18 protein-coding genes and 3 pseudogenes are annotated in these 23357 nt (G+C 58.5%); 3 read left to right on the top strand and 18 right to left on the bottom strand.

Annotated elements, in window-relative coordinates; genetic code table 11:
• Positions 1–6 precede the first annotated feature (6 nt).
• Positions 7–738 (bottom strand): hypothetical protein, encoded by a 732-nt coding sequence (locus BLU15_RS40425; RefSeq protein WP_244546909.1) that lies wholly within the window; start codon positions 736–738, stop codon positions 7–9.
• 522 nt (positions 739–1260) lie between these two features.
• Here BLU15_RS40425 and BLU15_RS34585 point away from each other — a divergent pair.
• A pseudogene (locus BLU15_RS34585) lies at positions 1261–1730 on the top strand (IS5 family transposase); the annotation flags it as partial.
• A 55-nt stretch (positions 1731–1785) separates the two neighbouring features.
• On the opposite strand, the gene BLU15_RS34580 reads toward BLU15_RS34585, so the two are convergent.
• The 4 genes and pseudogenes from BLU15_RS34580 to BLU15_RS34560 all read right to left on the bottom strand — a co-directional run bounded on the left by BLU15_RS34580 (position 1786) and on the right by BLU15_RS34560 (position 4890).
• Positions 1786–2151 carry a hypothetical protein gene (locus tag BLU15_RS34580; RefSeq protein ID WP_090301661.1) on the bottom strand — a complete coding sequence of 122 codons (366 nt, stop codon included), beginning with the start codon at positions 2149–2151 and terminating at the stop codon, positions 1786–1788.
• Positions 2152–2447: 296 nt separating this feature from the next.
• A pseudogene (locus BLU15_RS39740) lies at positions 2448–2588 on the bottom strand (ribulose 1,5-bisphosphate carboxylase); the annotation flags it as partial.
• Positions 2589–3395: 807 nt separating this feature from the next.
• Entirely contained in the window at positions 3396–4148 is a 753-nt protein-coding gene (locus tag BLU15_RS34565) for an SDR family oxidoreductase (RefSeq protein ID WP_090301655.1), read from the bottom strand.
• Positions 4141–4890: an SDR family NAD(P)-dependent oxidoreductase gene (locus BLU15_RS34560; RefSeq protein WP_090301653.1), complete on the bottom strand. Its 750-nt coding sequence runs from the start codon at positions 4888–4890 to the stop codon at positions 4141–4143. The genes BLU15_RS34565 and BLU15_RS34560 overlap by 8 nt, the downstream gene beginning before the upstream one ends.
• A gap of 215 nt (positions 4891–5105) precedes the next feature.
• On the opposite strand from BLU15_RS34560, the gene BLU15_RS34555 reads away from it, so the two are divergent.
• Positions 5106–8144 (top strand): D-2-hydroxyglutarate dehydrogenase YdiJ, encoded by a 3039-nt coding sequence (locus tag BLU15_RS34555; protein WP_090301652.1) that lies wholly within the window; start codon positions 5106–5108, stop codon positions 8142–8144.
• Between the two features lie 73 nt (positions 8145–8217).
• Positions 8218–8931 (top strand): FadR/GntR family transcriptional regulator, encoded by a 714-nt coding sequence (locus BLU15_RS34550; protein ID WP_090301650.1) that lies wholly within the window; start codon positions 8218–8220, stop codon positions 8929–8931.
• 437 nt (positions 8932–9368) lie between these two features.
• Here BLU15_RS34550 and BLU15_RS34545 read toward each other — a convergent pair.
• The 13 genes and pseudogenes from BLU15_RS34545 to BLU15_RS34485 form a co-directional block, all read right to left on the bottom strand.
• Positions 9369–10131, bottom strand: a pseudogene (locus BLU15_RS34545) (IS5 family transposase).
• Between the two features lie 105 nt (positions 10132–10236).
• A complete protein-coding gene (locus tag BLU15_RS34540) occupies positions 10237–11901 on the bottom strand; it encodes an electron transfer flavoprotein-ubiquinone oxidoreductase (RefSeq protein WP_090301648.1) in 1665 nt (554 codons plus the stop codon).
• Between the two features lie 7 nt (positions 11902–11908).
• Positions 11909–12850 (bottom strand): electron transfer flavoprotein subunit alpha/FixB family protein, encoded by a 942-nt coding sequence (locus BLU15_RS34535; RefSeq protein WP_090301646.1) that lies wholly within the window; start codon positions 12848–12850, stop codon positions 11909–11911.
• A gap of 23 nt (positions 12851–12873) precedes the next feature.
• The gene (locus BLU15_RS34530) at positions 12874–13638 is read right to left on the bottom strand and encodes an electron transfer flavoprotein subunit beta/FixA family protein (protein WP_090301642.1); all 765 of its coding nucleotides are present in this window, start codon (positions 13636–13638) and stop codon (positions 12874–12876) included.
• 12 nt (positions 13639–13650) lie between these two features.
• Positions 13651–15081: an aldehyde dehydrogenase family protein gene (locus BLU15_RS34525; RefSeq protein WP_090301640.1), complete on the bottom strand. Its 1431-nt coding sequence runs from the start codon at positions 15079–15081 to the stop codon at positions 13651–13653.
• Positions 15082–15093: 12 nt separating this feature from the next.
• A complete protein-coding gene (locus tag BLU15_RS34520) occupies positions 15094–15828 on the bottom strand; it encodes an ABC transporter ATP-binding protein (protein ID WP_090301638.1) in 735 nt (244 codons plus the stop codon).
• Positions 15825–16643: an ABC transporter ATP-binding protein gene (locus tag BLU15_RS34515; RefSeq protein ID WP_090301636.1), complete on the bottom strand. Its 819-nt coding sequence runs from the start codon at positions 16641–16643 to the stop codon at positions 15825–15827. The genes BLU15_RS34520 and BLU15_RS34515 overlap by 4 nt, the downstream gene beginning before the upstream one ends.
• Positions 16640–17947 (bottom strand): high-affinity branched-chain amino acid ABC transporter permease LivM, encoded by a 1308-nt coding sequence (gene livM / locus BLU15_RS34510; protein WP_090301634.1) that lies wholly within the window; start codon positions 17945–17947, stop codon positions 16640–16642. Before livM ends, BLU15_RS34515 begins: the two co-directional genes overlap by 4 nt.
• Positions 17948–17958: 11 nt before the next feature.
• A complete protein-coding gene (locus BLU15_RS34505) occupies positions 17959–18876 on the bottom strand; it encodes an ABC transporter permease subunit (protein ID WP_090301632.1) in 918 nt (305 codons plus the stop codon).
• An 80-nt stretch (positions 18877–18956) separates the two neighbouring features.
• The gene (locus tag BLU15_RS34500; protein WP_090301630.1) at positions 18957–20075 is read right to left on the bottom strand and encodes a branched-chain amino acid ABC transporter substrate-binding protein; all 1119 of its coding nucleotides are present in this window, start codon (positions 20073–20075) and stop codon (positions 18957–18959) included.
• Positions 20076–20339: 264 nt separating this feature from the next.
• On the bottom strand, positions 20340–21263 hold the full coding sequence (locus tag BLU15_RS34495) for a LysR substrate-binding domain-containing protein (RefSeq protein WP_090301628.1): 924 nt from the start codon (positions 21261–21263) through the stop codon (positions 20340–20342).
• Positions 21264–21326: 63 nt separating this feature from the next.
• Positions 21327–22532, bottom strand: a complete 1206-nt coding sequence (locus tag BLU15_RS34490) for an NAD(P)/FAD-dependent oxidoreductase (protein ID WP_090301626.1) — start codon at positions 22530–22532, stop codon at positions 21327–21329.
• Positions 22529–23347, bottom strand: coding sequence for an NAD-dependent epimerase/dehydratase family protein (locus BLU15_RS34485; protein WP_090301625.1), 819 nt, complete (start codon positions 23345–23347; stop codon positions 22529–22531). Before BLU15_RS34485 ends, BLU15_RS34490 begins: the two co-directional genes overlap by 4 nt.
• Positions 23348–23357 lie beyond the last annotated feature (10 nt).

The following is a 23357-nucleotide window of genomic DNA, read 5'->3' as shown; positions in this document are numbered from 1 at the left end:
TCCGCGTCAGGGTGAAACGTCGTGCTCGGTTTCGACCGCGTCGTCAGCCATTCGGGCCGGAGCTTTTGGGTTTTGTTTCCCGAAGATACGGATGAGGTCTTTCAGCATCATCCGCAGCTCTGGCCAGGGGGCGTCCTCGAGCTTGAGACCGGGATCATGCGTAACGATCAGGCAGTGCAGCTTTGCGGTGATTTCGATTGCCGAGGAGACCGGCGCGATTAACATCACCCGCCCAAGCACCCCGGCCTGTTCTGCGAGTTCCTGTTCGAGAGCGGCGACTGCACTGTAGCCAAGGCGCTGGTCAGCCTCCCTCCACCGTTTATGACGCTCGCGCAATTCGGCTTGTCGGGAACCGACATCCAAGAGCGCAATGCGGTGGAGAGCGGCCACTGAGCGGATCGGGAAGGCGCCGTCGTCGCCAGCCCTTTCCAGTTCGGAAATCGGCAAATCTCCGGCTGTTTGCAGCATGTTGGAAGCAAGTCGTTTTCGGAGGTGGGTGGCTCGGAGGCAGTGATGATGGTACGCGTACCAGCGCGGCCACAGCTCCGTGACAGGCGTTGGACCGCTTTCCCTTGGCCCGTCGATATTTGCAATGCGTTCGCTCAGTAGGCGTTCGGCAACGAGCAAGAGGTTGCGACGATCGATCCGGTTTGGAAGGTTTTTGGGGTCGCCATCGTTCGCGTCTTTATTTCTACGCGTAATTGCAGGCAAAGTTCTGCTAGTCTCAGAATCAGCCATGATCCAAGCTCCAACAAGCTAGATTTTGGTTAGGCTGGTCTCGCGTGCTCGAACACGTGGGCCAGCCGATTTGCAATGTCAGAATAAACGTCCCCGTTTAATCCGTCAATAAAGGGGACGTTTATGTCCGTTTTGCTACTTCGATAGCGCGATGGGGAAAGTGCTTGGATGGGACGACCGCCGCTAAAGCTGGAAGAAACAAAAGTTCGACTGTCTCTGGACACAAAGGACCGTATCAAAGCGTTAGTTGGAAACTACGGGATCGCTGCCTTTATCCGAGAGGCCATTGATAACGAGCTGGCGCGCCGAGAAGTTCGTTCCACGGATACGAGAAAAGTCGGCGATCCTGCCAAAAAGAAGTAGCGGATCGGTCAGGCCATAGTCCAAACATTGTTGGACCATGGAAGTGAGACGATACCTTGCTTGCCGCAGATTGGGCGATCACCTACAGCGTAAACTCATAAAATTTCTTGGCATTTATCTGCCGCCGTTATTCAAGGCTTCGAAATAGGGAAGCATTTGATGACGCGTCGTCGCTACGAACTGATTGACCACGAATGGTCGATCATATCGCCGTTGTTGCCCAACAAGCCACGCGGTGTTGCCCGCGTTGATGATCGGCGGGTACTGAATGGCATCCTCTGGCGGTTTCGAACTGGCTCGCCTTGGGCGGAGGTTCCTGAACGCTATGGCCCGCCGACGACCTGTTACAACCGCTTCGTGCGCTGGCGCAAAGCCGGGGTATGGGATCGGCTTCTTGAAGCGGTGTCCAAGGCCTACGATGGCGACATCGTCATGATCGGCTCGACCTCTGTCCGCGTTCACCAGCACGCGGCCACGGGAAAAAAAGGGATGGAGACGATGGTGGCATGGGACGTTCCCGCGGCGGGCTTACGAGCAAAATCCACGCGCTCGTCGATGCCGAAGGTCGCCCGGTCCATCTGAGCCTGACTGGCGGACAGATCGCCGATTGTGCCGAAGCCGACGCGCTGGCATCGTAAACTTAACTGCAACGAGGGCAGCCATAACACCGGCTGAGTTCGTCGGTCATGATCGGGCGATTTTCACCCACAGGTTCATGACCGCTGCGCGCAGTTCGCGATGATGGCTAGAGGGGATGTCGTGGCGGTGGATGTGGAACAGGTTGGCAATCGGGTCATGGATGGAGATGAAGCGTTGCAGATGTCGACGTGACTTGAAGCGCTTCATGATCCGCTCTCGCCGCCGGACAGGTTGGTGAGAATTCTCCGCCCACTGCCGGATTGTCTGATGGGAAACAATGATCCCACGGGCAGCCAGCAAGTCCTCGACCATGCGCAGGCTCAGAGGGAAACGGAAGTAAAGCCACACAGCGTGGGCAATGACTTCTGCGGGAAAGCGATGTCGGCGATAGAGCGGATCACGATGTGGCATGCCCGGTCATCGCACATCGAATTCGACATTGCGTTAAGTTGACGATGCCCTTGAAAACCTTGGAACAGCTTGCAGTGTCTCTCGACCTGCCTCCCTTGTCAGAGGCATAGTCGCCTTGTCGGGAATCGAACCCGACCGGTGTGAGACCGGGAACTTGGCTGGGGTTAGGTGGCGCGCAGTAGCGGCGGTTTGGAGTTGAACCGGGAAGGCACGGTAGGCCATGGCTGTCGGAACGGTGCCAACAATCGAACGCGAAGCTCACCGTCACGTTTAATTGCTAAGTGACAGAAGCTCAATGAGCCGACAACCGGCAACACCACGTCGCTTTCGGAAAACAACTGTGTGCTAACGGCCTTGTAGGAGCGGACGAAACTCTCATCTGGCTCCCAGTATTTCACGCGAATGCCGTTGATCTGGAATTGGTCGACACCGGCCAGAAGCTGCACGGCTCTCATGCGGTCTTCGTACGAATACATAAACTATCTCCTGTTAGTCCAAATATTCGTCCGCACCTCCACCGGACCAGTTTTACATGTCGCCTGACAGCGATACGGTAACGTAAGATCTTATACGCCGCCTCGCTGACCTCGACTCTTTGGCCTTCCCAAAGCGCGATGAATCTGAATCTCTCGTGCAAACCGGAGGTCTGCGACGCGATCAGGGATTTCATTACGTGACGATTTGATGGAGAAGGTCTGCGGCGACTGGCGCGGCAGACGAAGGACGCAGCCCAGGCACGACGTCTGCTGGCAATCGCGTCGATCTACGATGGAGGCTCGAACGGAAAAGCCTGCCGACACCGGCCAATCCCCTCGTGCCTCTGCATCTGCGACCGGCTCTCTTGGCCGGAGTGGCCATTGTCGCGCGTGCCGGACCCGGGATGCCCGAAATGTTGCGCGGGCAAATGTTTGGTCAGAATCAAGCGCGTTTCAGCAGCGCTATCGATGCGATCATGACCCATACATGCCGATCGATGGCGTCTTGGGCGAAATTTGCATAATGGTTGTAACGGGTAAATCGTCAAATACGGCCGAACCGCCCAGAAGCGCTCAATCCTCAGACACCGAACGGAAATTGATTGGGAGATCCATGGGTGCGGTCGCCGAGCGTTCTCGGCGCGATTGAGTGCACAGGCGGGGCATCATGGCTTGAGCGGCTATAACCGGTCGGATCGCGATCGGTCGATAGAATTGGATCAGATCAGATGCGTCCGTGGTGTTCATCTTTGAACGGTCACTCGACAACTACGCGTCCTTTCCCGGTTCGAACTTCACCATCGTGCCGCCACCCGTTGCCTGGTCCGTTGGAAAGACTTCTACACGCGCGACATCGACGTACACGGGGAGAGAGATCACGTCGTCGATAATGCGCGCTATGTTTTCCGGCTGGATCGGTCGGTAGCCGTCGTAAAGCACCGCGTTTGCCTGATTGCCAGGAATGGAAGAGCGGTAGAGATTCGTCTGCACACGGCCCGGAACTATTTCGCTTACCCTGACGGACGTACCAAGCAGGTCGCAGCGCAAATTATCGCAGAAGAGACTGAGACCAGCCTTGGAGGCTCCATAGGCGCCCATGTTAGGGTACGGCGCCTGCCCTCCGCTCGAGCCTATGTAGATGAGGTGACCGCGCTTTCGCGCGACCATACCAGGCAGAAAGACGCGCGTCAGATGAAGTGGCGCCTTGAGGTTGATATCGATCATCGCGTCGATCTCGGCCGGCTCAATGTCCTGGAAGGGGGCGCGGGTAGAAAGGATACCAGCGTTATTCACGAGAATATCCACCTCGATGCCGGCAAGCGCTTCGGCGATACGTGTCCAGTCACGGACATCTGCCTGTACCGGGATGGCTCCACTCGCCTCAGACAGTTCTGCAAGTTGTTCCTCGTTTCGGCCGACGGCGTAAACCGTAAACCCCTTGGCTCGCAACGTAGGCACGATGGCCTTTCCGATACCGCTGGTGGCACCCGTTACGACGGCAACGCGATAGGCGTCAGACATAGATGTAGCCTCCGCTAACCACAACGTTCTCCCCGGTTGCATAAGTGTTGCGACCCGAGGCCATCATGACGATCCATTCCGCCATCTCCGCCGGCTCTGCCGCACGACCGAGGGCGCTGGCCTTCGCAAGTTCGGGCAGAAATCCGAGTTCTTTGGCTCGTTCAGTCGCAAAGCCTGCCGGCGCGACCGAGTTTACGAGGATTTGGTCTTTGGCGCATTCCTGGGCAAACGATTTCGTCAGGCTGACCACTGCCGCCTTGGTGGCAGCGTAGTGAGCATTTTGGGGGTGCGCCTTGAAGGCATCAACCGACGTGACGTTGACGATGCGACCTGTCACCTCCGGCGCATTTACGAACTGTCGCATGTGGTGAACGGCAGCCACCATCATGTGATAGGTACCCTTCACGTTGACGGCATTTTCAAGATCCCAATCCGCGTCTGTAATTTCAAGAATCGGTTTTCGCGGATAGATCGCTGCGCTGTTTACCAGGGCATGGATGCGCCCGAACTTGTTGACAATCGCTTCGAAACCTCTGTGAGCGGTCTCCGAACGAGAAATGTCCGCAACAGCCGTTGCCACCTCTGCGCCAAGTGCACTTAGTTCCGCGGCCGAGGATGCGAGCTGCGCCTCATTGCGGTCGATCAGGCCGATCTTGGACGCGCCATGCGCGATCATCAATTTCGCAGTCGTCAGCCCCAAGCCTGCGGCCCCACCCACGATTACAACGGATTGCTTTTTCATGCCTCACCCTCGTGCTTGCTTGAAATATGTATGCTATAAGTTATATGATAAGTTTAATCTGATCAAGACAGTTTGAAAGTGCCGGACGCACGCGCTGTCATCAAGCAAATGAACTGTTTTTTCGCCGGGTCAAAGAAGCACACTCTCTCCAGACCAGGTGGCACGGTTCCGCTTATAACCGTTGAACGCTAACTTGGACTGTCGGTGGTTGCTGCATGATCCCTCGCCTTACATCGCCTTTCGCCATCGACGATACGGAATCAACCTTCTTTGAAAGTCTGATCGAAGCCGGTTTTACGGGCGACATTGATGCCTCCACCGCCGCGCGAATTGTATCCGCAACGGACAACTCGATCTACCAGTTGGCCCCGCGGGCCGTCATCTTTCCCAAGGGCGCAGAAGATCTTTGCGTTCTGACGCAGGTCCTGTCCGAGCCACGTTTTAGAGAAATCACCATTGCACCACGAGGAGGCGGTACCGGCACCAACGGGCAGTCCCTGACCTCGGGTGTCGCAGTCGATTGTTCTCGGCACATGAACCGTATCCTCGAAATCGATCCCGTCCGCCGCGTCGCACGTGTACAGGCTGGCGTTGTCAAGGACCAACTCAATCGCGAGCTGGAAAAGCACGGTCTTTTCTTCGCGCCCGAGCTTTCAACGTCCAATCGAGCGACTATCGGCGGCATGATATCAACGGATGCGTGCGGCCAAGGATCCTGCCTCTACGGTAAGACGAGCAAACATGTTCTCGGGCTGCGCGTGGTCCTGGTCGACGGCACGGACGTGTGGACTCGACCCCTCGAGAATTCGGCTCTGTCCGAAGTTTGTGCACGCTCGGACCGCCTCGGTGAAATCTACCGCATCGTTGACCGGATCACCCGTGAACAACAGGCCGAGATTAAAAGAGTATTCCCTGAACTGAACCGCTACATGACGGGCTACGATCTCGCGCACGTCAGGCGAGCCGATGGGAGTTTCGATCTCAACGCGATTCTTTGTGGCTCTGAGGGAACGCTTGCGATAATCGCCGAAGCCGAACTCAACCTTCTGCCCATCCCCGCGCGCTCGGCACTTTTCAACATCCGATACGACAATTTCAACAATGCGCTTGAAGATGCACGCGAACTGGCCAGACTTGGAGTGGCCTCCGTTGAAACGGTCGACGAAAAGGTGCTCGGCCTTGCCAAAGGGGACATCATCTGGAGCGAAATTGCGCGTTTCTTCCCCGATAACGTCGATACTGCCTCCAACGGCATAAACATCGTTCAAGTCCTCGGCCACAACGACGCCGATCTGAAAGGCCAGGTGGCCATTATTGAGAAGGCACTGGGTAACGTCGCCTTGCGCCATATGGGCTACAGCATTGCAATGGAAAAGCGCGATGTTGAAGCAATATGGTTGATGCGTAAGCGTGCGGTCGGCCTGCTTGGAAATGTCGAGGGCTCGGTGAGGCCCGTCGCTTTTGTCGAAGATACGGCAGTTCCACCAGAAAACCTCGCCGCATACATTCGCGAATTCCGATCACTTTTAGACAACGAAGAACTCTCCTATGGCATGTTCGGTCACGTGGATGCGGGGGTCTTGCATGTCAGGCCTGCTCTCGATCTCACTCGCACCGATCACCAGCATAAGGTCCGCAGGATCAGCGACGCCGTGGTTGCGTTGACGAAGAAGTATGGCGGAGTGTTATGGGGAGAGCATGGGAAAGGTGTGCGGTCAGAATATGTGCCAGAGTATTTCGGCCCACTGTATCCAGCTTTGCAAGCAATCAAGGCAGCCTTTGATCCGGAAAACCGTCTCAATCCAGGAAAGATCGCGACGCCGGGCTATGCCAAGCTGCTGAAGATTGACGATGTGCCGCTGCGTGGCAACTTTGACCGATCGATAGGCGATGACATTCGCGCCGCTTTTGACAACGCCGCATATTGCAACGGTAACGGCGCGTGCTTCGATTTCGATGCGACCAGCCCCATGTGTCCGTCCTACAAGGCGACGCGCGATCGCCGCTTTTCCCCCAAGGGACGGGCGTCATTGATACGCGAATGGTTACGCCTGCTGTCGGAGAAAAAGGTCGACCCTCGCAATCAAGCAGAGCGTCAGAACCAGATCAGCAGCCTTCTAAACCTCCCCATTCGCGCCTGGAACACCATCAATCCAGCAAATCGCAGCGATTTTTCCCACGAAGTGCGTGCGGCGATGGACACCTGTCTCGCTTGCAAGGCATGCGCCGGTCAATGCCCCGTGAAGGTCAGTGTCCCGGTTTTCCGTTCGAAGTTTCTTGAACTCTACCACACCCGATATCTTCGGCCGATCAAGGATCCGATCGTAGCGATGATCGAAACGCTCCTGCCATTGATGGCGAAGGCAAGGCCGCTGTACAACACCTTTGTCGGATCAGGAGCAGGTCGCACTATCTTGCGCGCTGTCGGCCTGACCGCCCTCCCCGCCATGCCTCCTCTCTCACTGGAAAAGCAAACACAGGCGATGGGGGTAATGATTGCCTCGGTCGAACGTATTGCCGATCTGTCGGTCGAGGCTCGGGCAACATCCGTCATTTTTGTGCCTGACGCCTTCACCGCCAATTTCGATCCTGAGGTCATCGTTTCAGCACTACGGCTTGCAAAGAAATTGGGCCTTACCCCCTACCTCGCGGCTTCCCACCACAACGGCAAGGCGCTCCACGTCCACGGATACCTGCGAGCCTTTAGAAGGAGGGCTTCGCGGACTTCAAACTATTTTGACAAACTTACAGAATTGGGGGTGCCCCTTGTCGGTCTCGACCCATCAATGGCTCTGACATTTCGAAGCGAATATGCTGCCTCGCCCGAAACCCAGACGAAGGCGCGAGTTCTCTTGCCTCAAGAGTGGCTTCGCGATCACCTCCACTCTCTAAAGATCGACAATCCTTTCATTCCGGAGCGCTTGATACTCCTTCCCCACTGCACAGAACGCACGAACGCCGCGGGAGGCCTTGCTGACTGGCGTCAAGTCTTCCGCGCGGCTGGGGCTGACCTTGAAATTGCCGATGTGGGTTGTTGCGGAATGGCGGGGACGTTCGGTCATGAAGTACGCAACCGGTCAATCTCCGAGAAGCTCTACCAAATGAGTTGGAAAGACCACATAGACCAGGCCGAAGGCCGCCTCGTCATGGCGACGGGCTATTCCTGTCGCTCTCAAGTGAAAGAGATCGACAGGAAGAGTGTGCCTCATCCAATTTCTGTGCTCAACGCCATGATGGGTAGCGATGGGACCTGAAACCAAGTGTTGGCGAAGCCGAGAGATCTTCATATATGATAACTGGCATCAGATATCTGAGGCGTAACGTTACATGTCCTTAATTCCCCAGCGCGGCAATCTCGCGCAGCTCGTCATCGAAAAACTGACTGACCGACTTGAGGACGGCACCTATCTGCCCGGTGCGAGGATGCCGTCGAGTGCCGAGCTCTGTGAAGAGTTCGGCGTTTCTCGTACGGTCATGCGAGAGGCTCTCGCCTCCCTGAAAAGCGCTGGCCGAGTGGTCGCCCGCCAAGGTTCCGGCGTTTTCGTGACGGAGCGTGATACTCGGCCTATTCATTTCGAGGCGGGCCGCATCGACGATTTCCGGTCGGCCCTTGAAATCCTTGAACTGCGCTTCGGCGTGGAAATGCAGTCGGTTGCGCTGGCTGCCGCGCGGCGCACTCCTGAAGCGCTTGCCGACATAGCGCGCGCCTACGATATCTTGAATGGGCTTGAAACCGACGACATCGAAGCCGAGGCCGAAGCCGATTTCGCCTTTCACATGGCCATTGCGCGAGCCACCCGAAATCCGCATTTCCCTCGTCTATTGGAAGCGCTCATGGGAGAAATCAGCTCCGAACTTCTGATGAAGTTCAGGCAGTCCGGCCCGTCGCGCGCTAGTTTCGTCGCCAAGATCAAGAAAGACCATGCTATGATATTGTCTGCTATCACCCAGGGCGATGAGGCGGCCGCGCAGACAGCCCTTTCGACTCATCTGAGCGACAGCCTGAGCCGCTATCGCAGCCTGCTCGCGGCCGCAAGATAGTCATAATCTACCGCGCACCATGCATTCTACCCCGCTCTCGCAAGTGGATCGGCAATCCTTACCCAATAAACGCGTTGATTGCGTTTCCGGATAGGACTTTTGGCAACAAATGGAAACGCGCGGGTAGCAGAGCAACTGCTTAACGCGCCACCAAATGTTGCACGGGAGCAATTGCGGACCGAGAGGTTACGTTCTTATCGGATCGCTCAGCCGCATGGGGGTCGCTCTAAGCCGGCTTTGGGTGTTCATTTCCGGCCACTATTCGGCGCGGTTAATTACGCAAATGGAGACCCTCAAAAGCGAAGTTTAAAGCTGCACCCGGTCTCTGTTCCGAGAAAATGCGGTCATCGAAAAAGTGACGTTTAGTCCGGCCCTGACGGTAGACGAGACCATATGGAATAGACCGGGCCTTCGCCGACTTTCCTTACGGTGTCGACTCATAAACTCTTGCACCAGATTCTTGTTGCGACGAGCTTTACGGCGGCGAGGTAGTTTTCCGGGCGCTTGTCATATCGGGTTGCGATGCCTCGGAACTGTTTGATCCTGTTGAAGAACCGTTCCACGAGATTGCGTTGCCGATAGACCCAGCGCGAGAACACGAAAGAGCCCTTGCGATTACTCTTCGGCGGAATGTTGGCCCAGGCCTTTCGATCGGCCGCCTTCGCCCGAAGGGCATTCGTGGCATAACCCTTGTCGGCCAGCAGGATGTCCCCCTCGCCAAGCTCATCCGTCAGCGCGTCGGCTTCGGCACAATCGGCGATCTGTCCGCCAGTCAGGCGCAGATGGACCGGGCGACCTTCGGCATCGACGAGCGCGTGGATTTTGCTCGTAAGCCGCCGCGGGAACGTCCCATGCCACCATCGTCTCCATCCCTTTTTTTCCCGTGGCCGCGTGCTGGTGAACGCGGACAGAGGTCGAGTCGATCATGACGATGTCGCCATCGTAGGCCTTGGACACCGCTTCAAGAAGCCGATCCCATACCCCGGCTTTGCGCCAGCGCACGAAGCGGTTGTAACAGGTCGTCGGCGGGCCATAGCGTTCAGGAACCTCCGCCCAAGGCGAGCCAGTTCGAAACCGCCAGAGGATGCCATTCAGTACCCGCCGATCATCAACGCGGGCAACACCGCGTGGCTTGTTGGGCAACAACGGCGATATGATCGACCATTCGTGGTCAGTCAGTTCGTAGCGACGACGCGTCATCAAATGCTTCCCTATTTCGAAGCCTTGAATCACGGCGGCAGATAAATGCCAAGAAATTTTATGAGTTTACGCTGTAGGGAGGTCCGTGCGGCCCGCCTCCCGAACTCACATGTTCGGATAGACCGGGCCTTCGCCGCCTTGCGGCGGCACCCAGTTGATGTTCTGGTTCGGGTCCTTGATGTCGCAGGTCTTGCAGTGCACGCAGTTCTGCGCGTTGATGACGAAGACTTGCCTGCCGTCCTTCTCCACCCATTCGTAGACCCCGGCCGGACAGTAGCGCGTCGACGGACCGGCATAGACGTCGTGCTCGGAGCGCTTCTGCAGCTCCATATCCTTCACCTGGAGATGGACCGGCTGATCTTCCTCGTGGTTGGTGTTCGACAGGAACACCGAGGACAGCCGGTCGAAGGTCAGAACCCCATCCGGCTTCGGATAGTCGATCTTCTTGTGCTGCGCTGCGGGTTCGAGGGTCTGCGCGTCGGTCTTTCCGTGCTTCAGCGTGCCGAAGAAGGAGAAGCCGAACAGCTGGTTGGTCCACATGTCGAGACCTCCGAGCCCGACGCCGATCGCGGTGCCGAACTTCGACCACAGCGGCTTGACGTTTCTCACCCGCTTCAGGTCCTGGCCGATGGCGCTGTCGCGCCAGCCGCGTTCGATCTCGATCGGCTCGTCATTGGCGCGGCCAGAGGCGATCGCTGCTGCCAGCTTCTCGGCCGCGAGAATGCCTGAAAGCACCGCATTGTGGCTGCCCTTGATGCGCGGCACGTTGACGAGACCGGCCGAACAGCCGATCAGCGCGCCACCGGGGAAGGAGAGTTTCGGCACCGACTGGTAGCCGCCCTCGGTGATCGCACGCGCCCCATAGGACAGACGCTTGCCGCCCTCGAACGTGCCGCGGATCGCCGGATGCGTCTTGAAGCGCTGGAACTCCTCGAACGGGAAGAGATAGGGGTTCTTGTAATTCAGGTGCACGACGAAGCCGACGGCGACCATGTTGTCTTCGAGATGATAGAGGAACGAACCGCCACCGGTCTTCATGCCGAGCGGCCAGCCGAACGAGTGCTGCACCAGGCCCGGACGGTGGTTTTCCGGCTTCACCTGCCAGAGCTCTTTCAGACCGATGCCGAACTTCTGGACGTCGCTGTCCTTCGAGAGGTTGAATTTGGCGATCAGCTGCTTGGCGAGCGAACCGCGCACGCCCTCGCCGATCAGGGTGTATTTGCCCAAGAGCGCCATGCCGCGGGCAAAGTTCGGGCCCGGCTCGCCGTTGCGCTCGATGCCCATGTCGCCGGTGGCAACCCCGATGACCGCGCCCTCGTCGTTGTAGAGCACTTCGGTTGCGGCAAAGCCCGGATAGATCTCGACGCCGAGTTCCTCCGCCTTTGTCGCCAGCCAGCGACAGACGTTGCCGAGCGATACGATGTAGTTGCCGTGATTGTTCATCAGCGGCGGCATCAGGAAGTTCGGCAGGCGGATCGAGCCGGCGGGTCCCAACAACAGGAAGTGGTCGTCCGTCACTTCGGTCTTGAACGGATGGTCGGCCTCGTCGCGCCAGCCCGGCAGCAGCCTATCCATGCCGATCGGATCGACGACCGCGCCGGACAGGATATGCGCGCCGACCTCGGCGCCCTTTTCGAGCACGACGACCGAAAGCTCCGGATTGACCTGCTTCAGCCGGATCGCCGCCGCAAGACCCGCCGGTCCCGCACCCACGATCACAACGTCGAACTCCATGCTCTCGCGTTCGGGCAGATCACTCATCTCGGACATGTTCGCTTCAAAGTGCCTTTTCGAGTTCCGGCAGAGCGTCGAAAAGATCGGCAACCAGGCCGTAGTCGGCAACCTGGAAGATCGGCGCCTCTTCGTCCTTGTTGATGGCGACGATGACCTTCGAGTCCTTCATGCCGGCGAGGTGCTGGATCGCACCGGAGATGCCGCAGGCGATGTAGAGATCGGGCGCGACGACCTTGCCGGTCTGGCCGACCTGCCAGTCGTTCGGGGCATAACCGGCATCGACCGCAGCGCGCGAAGCGCCGACGGCAGCACCGAGCTTGTCGGCAACCGGCAGGATCACTTGCCTGAACTTTTCGGAAGAACCAAGTGCACGACCGCCGGAGATGATGATCTTGGCAGACGTCAGCTCCGGACGGTCGGACGACGACAGGGCGTCGGCGACGAAGGAGGAAACGCCGGGGTTGGCGGCAGCCGAGACGGTCTCCATCGCAGCAGAACCGCCTTCCGCGGCGGACGCGAAGGAGGCGGTGCGCACGGTGATGACGCGCTTGGCTTCGGTCGTCTGCACCGTCTGGATGGCGTTGCCGGCATAGATCGGACGCAGATAAGTATCCGACGAGACAACTTCGATGATTTCCGAGACCTGGGAAACGTCGAGCAGGGCTGCAACGCGCGGCATCACGTTCTTGCCGACCGAGGTCGCGGCCGCAACGATCGTGTCGTAGTTGCCGGCGAGCGAGACGATCAGGGCAGCGAGCGGCTCTGCCAGGTTGTTGGCAAGCGACGCGTCGTCGGCAACGAGCACCTTGGCAACGCCCGCAAGCTTGGACGCCTGTTCGGCTGCAGCCTTGGCGCCGGCGCCGGCAATGAGGATGTGCACGTCAGCTCCAGTCCCACTGGCGATCTTGGCGGCCGCGCTCAGCGCCTTGGCGGTCTGGTCGGAAAGGTGGTTGCTGTCGTGGTCAGCCAGAAGAAGAATGGCCATGATAAAATCTCCCTTTCCTTAAATCAGAGCACGCCGGCTTCGGTTTTGAGCTTTTCGACGAGCTCGGCGACCGACTTGACCTTGATGCCGGCCTTGCGGCCCGACGGCTCCTCGGTCTTCAGCACCTTGAGGCGGGCAGCCGTGTCGACGCCGAAGTCGGCCGGCGTGTGTCTGTCGAGCGGCTTCTTCTTCGCCTTCATGATGTTCGGCAGTGAGGCGTAGCGCGGCTCGTTCAGGCGCAGGTCGGTGGTGACGACGGCCGGCAGCTTGATGTCGATCGTCTGCAGACCGCCGTCGACTTCGCGCGTCACCCTTGCTGTGCCCTCTGGTGCCTTGCCGTCGCCGATCTCGACCTTGGAGGCAAAGGTGCCTTGCGCCCAGCCGAGGAGAGCGGACAGCATCTGGCCGGTCTGGTTCGAATCGTCGTCGATTGCCTGCTTGCCGACGATGATCAGGCCCGGCTGTTCAGCCTCGGCCACACCCTTGACGATCTTGGCGACAGCGAGCGGCTCGACCTGGTCTTCGGCCTCAACCAGAATGGCGCGGTCCGCCCCCATGGCAAGCGCGGTGCGCAGCGTCTCTTCGGCCTTGGCCGGACCAACGGAAACGACGACGACTTCGTCCGCCTTGCCGGCTTCCTTCAGCCTGAGCGCCTCTTCGACCGAGATTTCGTCGAAGGGGTTCATCGACATCTTCACATTCGCCAGCTCGACACCCGAGCCGTCTGCCTTCACCCGGATCTTGACGTTGTAGTCAACGACCCGTTTGACGGTGACCAGGATCTTCATGTCTCGATCTCCTCAAGCGAGCGTATAGGCCGTCTTGACCGTGGTGTAGAACTCCGCGGCGTAGCGGCCTTGTTCACGCGAGCCGTAGGACGAACCCTTGCGGCCACCGAAGGGCACATGGAAGTCGACGCCAGCGGTGGGCAGGTTCACCATGACCATCCCGGCCTCCGAATTCCTCTTGAAATGAGTGGCATGCTTGAGGCTCGTCGTCGCAATGCCTGAAGACAGACCGAAAGTGGTGTCATTGGCGACGGCCAGCGCCTCGTCGTAGTCCTTCACGCGGATGACGGCCGCGACTGGTCCAAAGATCTCTTCACGCGCAATCCGCATCTGGTTCGTCGCCTCGGTAAAGAGGGCCGGCTGCAAGTAGAATCCGGGCGTTTCCCGCTCCAGTCTCGTCCCGCCGAAAGCGAGCTTTGCCCCCTCGTTGCGACCGATGTCGATATAGTCGGCATCCTGCTTCAATTGGCTCGCGTCGACAACCGGACCGATATGAGTGCCCGCCTTGAGTGCGTCATCTACGACGAGACCCTCAAGCCGCTCTGAAAGCGCGCTGACAAAGCGGTCGTGAATCCCTTCGGTAACGATCAGACGCGACGAGGCCGTGCAACGCTGCCCAGTGGAGAAGAAGGAAGAGTTCGCCGCAGCCTCGATGGCGACGGAAAGATCAGCATCATCCAACACGACGAAGGGATTCTTCCCGCCCATCTCGAGCTGGAATTTGCGGTTATGCTCGACCGATGCGAGTGCGACGCGCTTGCCTGTACCGACCGAGCCCGTGAACGTGATGGCATTGACATCCGGGCTGTCGAGCAGCGTCTGGCCGACGATGCTGCCGCGGCCCATGACGAGGTTGACGACGCCGGCAGGCGCGCCAGCGCGGTGCAGGATATCGACGAGCGCCCAGGCAGAACCAGGGACGAGATCGGCGGGCTTCAACACGATCGTGTTCCCATAGGCGAGCGCCGGGGCGATTTTCCACGCAGGAATGGCAATAGGAAAGTTCCAAGGCGTAATGATGCCGACGACGCCGACAGGCTCGCGGGTTATCTCGACGCCTATATTTGGCCGGACCGAAGGCAGCATCTCTCCTGACAGACGCAAGACCTCACCGGCGAAGAAATCGAAGATCTGCCCGGCACGCGTGACCTCGCCGATCGCCTCTGGCAGGGTTTTGCCCTCTTCGCGGGCGAGCAGGCGACCGAGTTCTTCCTTTCGGGCAATTATTTCGTCGCCCGTCTTCTTTAGCATTGCATGGCGCTCCAGGATCGGCGAACGCGACCAGGAGGCAAGCGAGGCCTTTGCGGCGGCGATAGCTTGCTTCGTATCCTCAGCGCTCGCGTGAGCATATTCGCCAATGACTTCGTTGGTGTTGGACGGGTTGATGTTCGCCGAAGCGTGGCCGGACACCCATTCGCCGGCGATCAAATTTCTATGCAGCATTGTCGTTTCCGTTCAGTGCAGGCCAAGATAAGCTTTGCGGACGTCTTCGTTGTGGAGAAGTGCGGCGCTTTCGCCGGAGAGGTGGATCCGTCCATTCACCATGACATAGGCGCGTTGCGAGAGTTTCAGCGCGTGATTGGCATTCTGCTCAACGAGAAAGATCGTCTTGCCCATAGCAGCGATCTCGCTCAAGACTTCGAACACGCGCTTGACGACGAGTGGCGCGAGACCGAGCGAGGGCTCGTCGAACAGTATCAGCTCGGGACGGGCCATCATGGCTCGTGCGATGGCGAGCATCTGCTGCTCGCCCCCCGACATGGTGCCGGCTGTCTGGTTGCGACGCTCTTTCAGGCGAGGAAAAAGCTCGAACATCGTCGCCCGGTCTTCGTCGAAATGATCCATGCCGATCGGCGTCGTTCCCATCATCATGTTCTCCTCGACACTCATATCCTGGTAGATCTGACGCCCTTCCGGGACCAGCGCTATGCCGCGCCGCGAGATCCGGTTTGTCGGAGCGCGGGAAATGTCCTCGCCTTTGTGCAAGATCTTTCCCGTCGAAGCCCGCGGCGCGCCGAAGATCGCGGAAAGAAGCGTCGTCTTTCCAGCACCGTTTGCGCCGATAAGGCTCACAATCTCTCCTTTGAAAATGTGGACGTTCACACTCTTCAGCGCCTCAACGGCGCCGTAGTAGGCGTGCACCTCTGCGAACTCCAGGAGAGGAATGTTGTTTTCGGACACCTGCTTCATGCGTGGACCTCCTCTTCGCTGACGCCGAGATAGGCCGCGACGACTGCCGGATCGTTTGCCACTTCGTCCGGCGTTCCATCAGAAATGACTTCACCATGATCGAGCACGACAATGTGCTGCGAAATCCGCATGACCAGGCCCATATCGTGTTCGATGACGAGGACTGTCTGACCGTGTTCCTGGCAGAGCCGTTGAATGACTGCAGACAGATCGCGCGTTTCGGAGGGATTGAGACCGGCGGCCGGTTCGTCGAGGCAGATGAGCTGCGGATCGGTACACATGGCACGCGCGATTTCGAGGCGCCGCTGGCGACCATAGGGTAGCTCGCCAGCCAGCCGGTTGGCGTCGTCTGCAAGGTTCATCTCGCCGAGCCAATAATAGGCACGGTCGACAGCTTCACGTTCGACCCGGCGGAACGCCGGCGTGCGGAAGACGCCGCTCAGCAGATTGTTTGCCGTCACCAGGTGCTGGGCCACGAGCAGGTTCTCGATCACAGACATTTCCTTGAACAGGCGGATGTTCTGAAAGGTACGAGCAATGCCGGCTCGGGTGACGAGATGAGACCCGCCTGTAATCGGTTTGGTCGTCAATACACCGATATCCTGTGTTCCGTCGCGCCCGTTCAGGACAATCTCGCCTTCGCTCGCGCGGTAAAAGCCGGTGATGCAGTTGAACATCGTCGTCTTGCCGGCGCCGTTTGGGCCGATGAGCGCCGTCACCTTGCCGCGTTCCACCGAGAAGCTGACATTGCGGTTGGCGACGATGCCGCCGAATCGCATTGTGACATTGCGCACGTCGAGAAGGGGTGCGTTCATCGGCCCGCCTCCGCGTTTGCTGCAAGTGTAAACCGCTGGCGGCTTTCCTCGGCTTTGCTCGGGAAAAAGGCCGGGCGTTTGATGCGCACAAGGCCGCGTGGCTTCCAGATCATCATCACGACCATCAACACGCCGAAAACCAGCACGCGATATTCGGCAAAGTCGCGCAGGAGCTCCGGCAAAATGGTGAGCACGAGTGCAGCGGCAATGACACCGACGGTCGAGCCCAGTCCGCCGAGGACAACGATTGCGAGGATGAGGGCGGATTCAAAGAACGTGAACGAGGTCGGGTTTACGAAACCCTGATGGACGGCAAAGAAGACCCCGGCCAATCCGCCAGTCGATGCGCCAAGCATGAAAGCGGTAAGCTTGGTAAACACGTGATTCACGCCGAGCGAACGGCACGCGATTTCATCCTCGCGCAATGCCTCCCACATGCGACCAAGTGGCATGACGCGAAGGCGTTCGACCGCATAGATGACCAAGCACACCACCAGGAAGAGCACGATGTATATGAACCAGAATTTGTAATCGGCACTGTAGGGGATGCCGAGATATTCGTGCAGCGGAACGCCGCCCTGCTTGGCCGTCCGGGTAAATTCAATGCCGAGGAAAGTAGGGGCCGGGGCCGGGGCACCGTTGGGTCCTCCGGTGAACTCCAACCAGTTGTTGAGCACCAGGCGAATGATTTCGCCGAAACCCAGTGTGACGATGGCAAGGTAATCACCATGCATTTTCAACACCGGGAAAGCGAGGATCATGCCGAAAAAGCCCGCGAGCAAAGGGGCAATAACCAGCGCGCTCCAGAAGCCGAGACCGAGATACTGGGCACCAAGCGCAAGGAGATAGGCGCCGACAGCGTAGAAGGCGACGAAACCCAGGTCCAGCAATCCGGCGAGGCCAACGACAATATTGAGACCGAGGCCGAGCAGGCAGTAGATGAGCGCGAGGATCGCAATGCCGAGGAAGTATTTGTCGGCGACGAGCGGCAACGCAAGTCCCGCGACAAACAGTAGCGCGAGGACCAGTGCCGGGGACTTCTCCGACCCTGTCATAACTGTCACGCCTGCCCCGCTACCGCCGACCCGGCCAATGATCCGCTGGCCAATGGCGGTAATTGCGATCAGTGATATCGCGACACGCCCGATGGTGACGATGGCGGCAAGCACGACGGCCCGCGTCATTTCATTGTGGAACGAAAAGCCCTCCAGGACGAGACCGGAGATGGGGCCGAACAGGATGAGCGACACGGTGAATGTGAGTAGCGCCTGCTTGAGGAGCTGTGGTAGGGGATTTTTTTCCATGTTCCTTCTCCTCATACTTTCTGGATTTCCGGGCGACCGAGCAGGCCGTACGGGCGAAAAAACAGGAGGAGAATGAGCAGCGCAAAGGCGAACACGTCCTTGTAGTCCGTGCTGACATAGCCCGCGAACAGAGCTTCGGTGAGGCCGAGCAATACCCCGCCAAGGACAGCGCCCGGCAGCGACCCAATGCCCCCCAATACGGCGGCAGTAAAGGCCTTGATGCCCATGACGAAGCCGATGAAAAAGTTGAAAGAGCCGTAGTTGAAGGTGACGAGGGTACCACCGACGGCGGCCGTCGCGGCGCCGATAACGAACACGGTGGAGATGATCCGATCGGTGTTGACGCCCAGTACCGCCGAGATCCGGATATTTTGCTGGGTCGCCCGGCATTCGCGTCCGATGCGCGTGTAGTTGATGACGTAGGTGAGAATGCCCATGGCGATCAGCGAGGCGATAAGGATGACCGTCTGCATGTAGGTGATCTGCGCAAAGTGAACGTCGTCACCGAAGCGGAACGCACCGCTAATGAGTATTGGCACGCCTTGGTCACGAGCGCCCTGAGAGATCTGGACATAACTTTGTAACATCAACGAAATGCCGATCGCAGAGATGAGTGGAGCAAGCTTGGTCGAGCCTCGCAGCGGCCGGTAGGCTACCCTTTCGATCGCCCAGCCATAAACGGCTGTGATGAGGCATGTGATCACCAGAATGGTAATCAATGCGAATGGAACGGACTGAACGCCGAAGAAGGCGAGAACAGCAAGGGTGATCGCGGCGATGTACGCGGAAACCATGTAAACGTCGCCATGGGCGAAATTGATCATACGGATCACGCCGTAGACCATGGTGTATCCGACTGCGATCAAACCGTAGATCGTGCCGAGCGTGATCCCGTTTATCAATTGCTGCGCCAAGATAAAGATATCCATGGCAGACCCCTCTTTTCTTGATTGGTGGAGGGGACCGGAGGAGCGCACACCAACCGGTCCCCTGGCGGGGCGCGACCTGGTTAGTTGCGAACCGGATTACCCTTGTCGTCGAACGAGTAGAAGACGAACTTGAAGTCCTTCACATCACCCTTTTCGTTCCAAGCAAGGTTGCCTACCGCCGACTTCACGCTGTTGGAGCGGAGCCACTTGACCTGATCTTCGATAGTCCCTTCCTTGGTGCCCTGTAGGGCAGCGACAATGGCCTGTGCGCTGGCATACCCAAAGAGCGTGTAGTTGTCGGGAGCGACGTTCTTGCTCTTCAGGTCGTTGAGGGCATCGGCCGCCGCAGGGTCTTCCTTCGGATCGGCTGCGGACGAATAATAGACACCCTTGAGGTTCTGCGGCCCCCCCGAGGCGGTAACGATTTCAGCCTGGGCCAAAGCGTCGCCGCTGACGAACACGACGTTCAGGCCTTGCTCGTGGATCTGGCGGATCAGGGGACCAGCTTCGGGAATGAGGCCACCGAAGTAGACTGCTTGAGCGCCCGTGCTCTTGATCTTGGTGACCAGTGCATTGAAGTCGCGTTCACCGCGTGTCAGGCCTTCATAAAGGACCGGCGTCACGCCTCGCTCGGCAAGCGTATTCTTCAGCGCGTCCACCAGGCCCTGGCCGTACGTATCCTTGTCGTGGATCAGCGCGATCTTGTCGTACTTCAACGTGTCGAGGATGAACGATCCGGCCACGACCGCCTGCTGGTCATCGCGACCGCATGTGCGGAACATGGTGTCGAACCCGCGGTCCGTAACAATCGGATTGGTCGAGGACGGCGTCACCGTCAGGATGCCGGCATCGCTGTAGATCTCGGAAGCGGGAATCGTGCTGGACGAGCAGAAGTGCCCGACAACCGCCTGCACCTTGTCCTGGTCGACAAGACGGTTCGCAACTGAAACAGCCTGTTTGGGCTCGCAAGCGTCATCGCCCTTTACCAGTTCGATCTGCTTGCCGTCGACGCCACCTGCATTGTTGACGTTGTCGACATAGGCCGCGACCCCTTTCCACACCTGCTCGCCGAAAGTGGCGTTGGCACCTGTCATCGGTCCCGCCACGCCGATCTTGATCGTATCGGCAGCGGAAGCGTTGAAAGCGAGAACCGCGGAGACGAAAGCCGCGGAAGTGAGGAGCTTGGAAATAGATTTCATCGATCTTCCCTCTGGTTAGGCCCTGTCTGGCCTTGTTTGTTCGAGCAACCGCGTTGGATCGCCGTTGATTGTTGTTGGCCAGCCCGAATGCCGGTGGTCGGGCAATCAGGGTGACAGTTTTATTCGATTGTCAGGTTCAGCTGTGGGCTACGGATATGCCCTTGCCGGCCATATGGAGCGTGCATCAAGTGCTCGCTGGCCCAAACCAAGAAACAACGGCGATAGACAAGTTTTACTTTTCTAGGCAGCTGCCACTTGGGTGTTTCAGTCGAACTCGTGCGTGGAGGACCAATCTTCCGAACAGATCCAGTCGCAGAACGTCGAGATGATCTTTACCCGTTTGTGGGCACGCGGAACGACGAGATAGAAGCCGGGAATATCCTTCTCGTTCATGTCCTGGAGCCGGTCGACACCTAGCGGCGCGACCAGCCGGCCGGCATTGATGTCCGCCAGTGCGTCCATTCTCGACACGAGCCCCACTCCGAGCCCTGAGACCGCTCCGCGGCGCATCGTGGCAGCGTCCTGAAACTCGATCTCTCCTGCCACCTCGTGTGCTTCAAGCTCCAGGTGCCGAAGAACCTTGCCCCAAAGATTACGCGCCATAACGGGATGGAGGAGCGTAAGCCCAGTGAGGTGTCTTGGCTCTTTAAGACTGGAGGCAAGCTCGGGGGCGCAGCAGATGACTTTTGGATCTCGAATTAACAACTGGCAGTCGTAATCCTTCCAGTTGCCAAAACCCCATTGAATGCAAACGTCGACTTCGTCGGCAGCGAAATCTCGGATGTTGACCATCGTCGTCATCCGAATATCCGCGCCAGGCATAAGCTCGCGAAAACGCTCCAGCCGCCCCATCAGGTACCGAGTGGCGAAGTAGGGGCTGACATTGATGTTGATACGGTTGCGGTAGGTTGAGTTCGTGACGCGCCGAATCCCCTCGGTAAACTCATTAAAACCGGCTTCGATGAAATGAGAAAGGACGATGGCCTGTTCCGTCGGCTCGATGACCCTCGCCTTGCGCTCAAACAGCGATACGTGAAGAATGTCCTCCAGCAGCTTGATCTGCTGGCTGACAGCCTGAGGCGTGACGAGCAGTTCGTCAGCCGCACTGCGGAAACTTCCCTGGCGCATGACCGCCCAGAACGCGCGAAGGGCGTTAAGGGGCGGAAGCCGCGTATGTTGTCCGACCAATTTCGCCCTCCCGCAGCAGAAACCAACGTTTCGAGCGCCATCTATCGGCGCCGCCGAGTCTGACTATATCACTGCTTTTTCAAGGAATGGGCGGTTCTCGACAACGCGTTCGTAGCCGACTTCAGTCAGATCCAGCGTGCGATATTCACCATAAGCGATCAACTCGGAAATGCCTCGTCCGGTCGCAGGACCCTGCTGGAGACCATGGCCGGAAAAACCGTTGGCAAATACGAAATTACGCACGTCTGGATGACGACCAACGATGAGGTTGTGATCGAGCGTGTTGAAATCGTAATGCCCCGCCCACTGGTTGACGACCTTGATCGCCTCGAACGCCGGTGAGCGCTCGGCCAAGGCCGGCCAGATAATCCTCTCGAACTCCTCGTAACGGGGTTCGAAGTCATCCCAATCGGCTGCCGGATCCTCGACGGGCGGGCACCCCGTCAGGAAGAAGCGCCCTTCCGGCCGGCAGAACACACCGGACGGATCGATCATCAGCGGCAAACGGCCCTGGTTGACGTTGGCGGTTCCCTCAGGCGTTTGCGCGCAATCGAACACAAAAAGCGTACGCTTGCGAGGCTCGACGGGGATGTCGATTCCCGCCATGCGAGCTGTTAGAGCCGCCCGTGGACCGGATGCATTGACGATCGTTCCAGCCTTGATGTTTGCGCCCGACTTCAAGGTCACAGACGTCACCAGGTTTCCTTCGCGGCCAACGGCTACGACTTCGTCGGTGACATACTCGACGCCAAGCGAACGGGCCTTTTTCTTAAAGCCGTACATCAACCCGGTGTTGTTGAACCAGCCCTCTCCTGAGCGACCATAGGAGGCCAGCTTAATGTCGGCAACGTTGAGGTGCGGGAATGCGTTGGCCAACTCTTCGCGGTTCCAAAGCACGACATCTGCCCCGCAGGAAACCTGAGCCTCATGGTTTTCCCTGAGGATCTGCACCTGCTCCGGAGTGCTCGCCAGAAACAAGTAGCCACCTGAATGAAAGGCTAGATCAGGCTTGTCGTCACCGACCTGCATCATATCTGCGAAATTGCGGATGACCTCGGATCCGTATTGGCTGATCCGCACATTGATCGGGTTCGAAAACTGCGTGCGGATCGAGGAGGACGACAGCGATGTTGCCGCCTTCAGATAGGTGGGATCCTTCTCGACGACGAGGATCGTGCCGTTGAAATCTGGATTGGCCGAAAGGTAATACGCGACAGCGGAACCGATCACCGCACCGCCGACGATGACGACGTCATACTGGTCTTTCATTTGGATGCCTCATCGTCGGGATGGCCGATGTCGACGAACCAACCCCCAAGGTGAATAGTTGATGGTGCCTTCGGATCAAGCGGCTCTTTCTGCGCCTCGACCTTGTCGCGGTAGGGCTCCGAGTTGTCCTTTGGGACATAGCCGATATGTCCAGCCTTCGAATTGTCGACCGGCTTGACGGCATTGTCCGAGATGCCAAAGCTGATCGTGTGGCCCACGCGGGGCGCCGTGAGGCTTGCGACGACGAGCCGAATGCAATCTTCGAAAGACAGCCACGACCACAGCATGCGTCGGTCGGCCGGCTCGGGAAACGAAGAAAAGATGCGCAGGCACACGCTTTCGAGCCCGAACTTGTCCCAGTACAACCGGCTGAGCGCCTCCACGAAGCACTTCGAGACGCCGTAAAGGCTGTCGGGCCGAACCGGCGCATCCGTGTCGATGTGGGCCTCGAGCGCGTGGTAGCCGATCGCATGCACAGAGGACGCATAGACGACGCGCTTTACCCCATGCTTCCTTGCACCTTCATAGATGTTGTAGCTTCCTCGAATATTGGAATCGAGGATATCCTGCCAGGACCGCTCGAGCGGCACGCCGCCAAAGTGAACGATGGCGTCGACGCCTTCGGTCGCCTTGCTCACGGCTGCTTCGTCGGCGAGATCAAAGACCATCGCCTCCTCGTTCGGCTTCAGATCCTTGAGCTCCGCGATGTCGGCCAGCCGCAGCTTGTCGGCAAACGGCGCCAGGCCACGACGCAATTCCGTGCCGAGGCGACCGGCTGCGCCCGTGATCAGAATGGTCTTGTAGAGCTTGGGCATTTGTCCTTCC

The sequence above is a fragment of the Ensifer sp. YR511 genome, from assembly GCF_900103045.1.
GTDB classification, from domain to species: domain Bacteria; phylum Pseudomonadota; class Alphaproteobacteria; order Rhizobiales; family Rhizobiaceae; genus Ensifer; species Ensifer adhaerens.
Note: the sequence above shows the minus strand (reverse complement) of the source record. Positions and strands in the feature narration are given on the sequence as shown.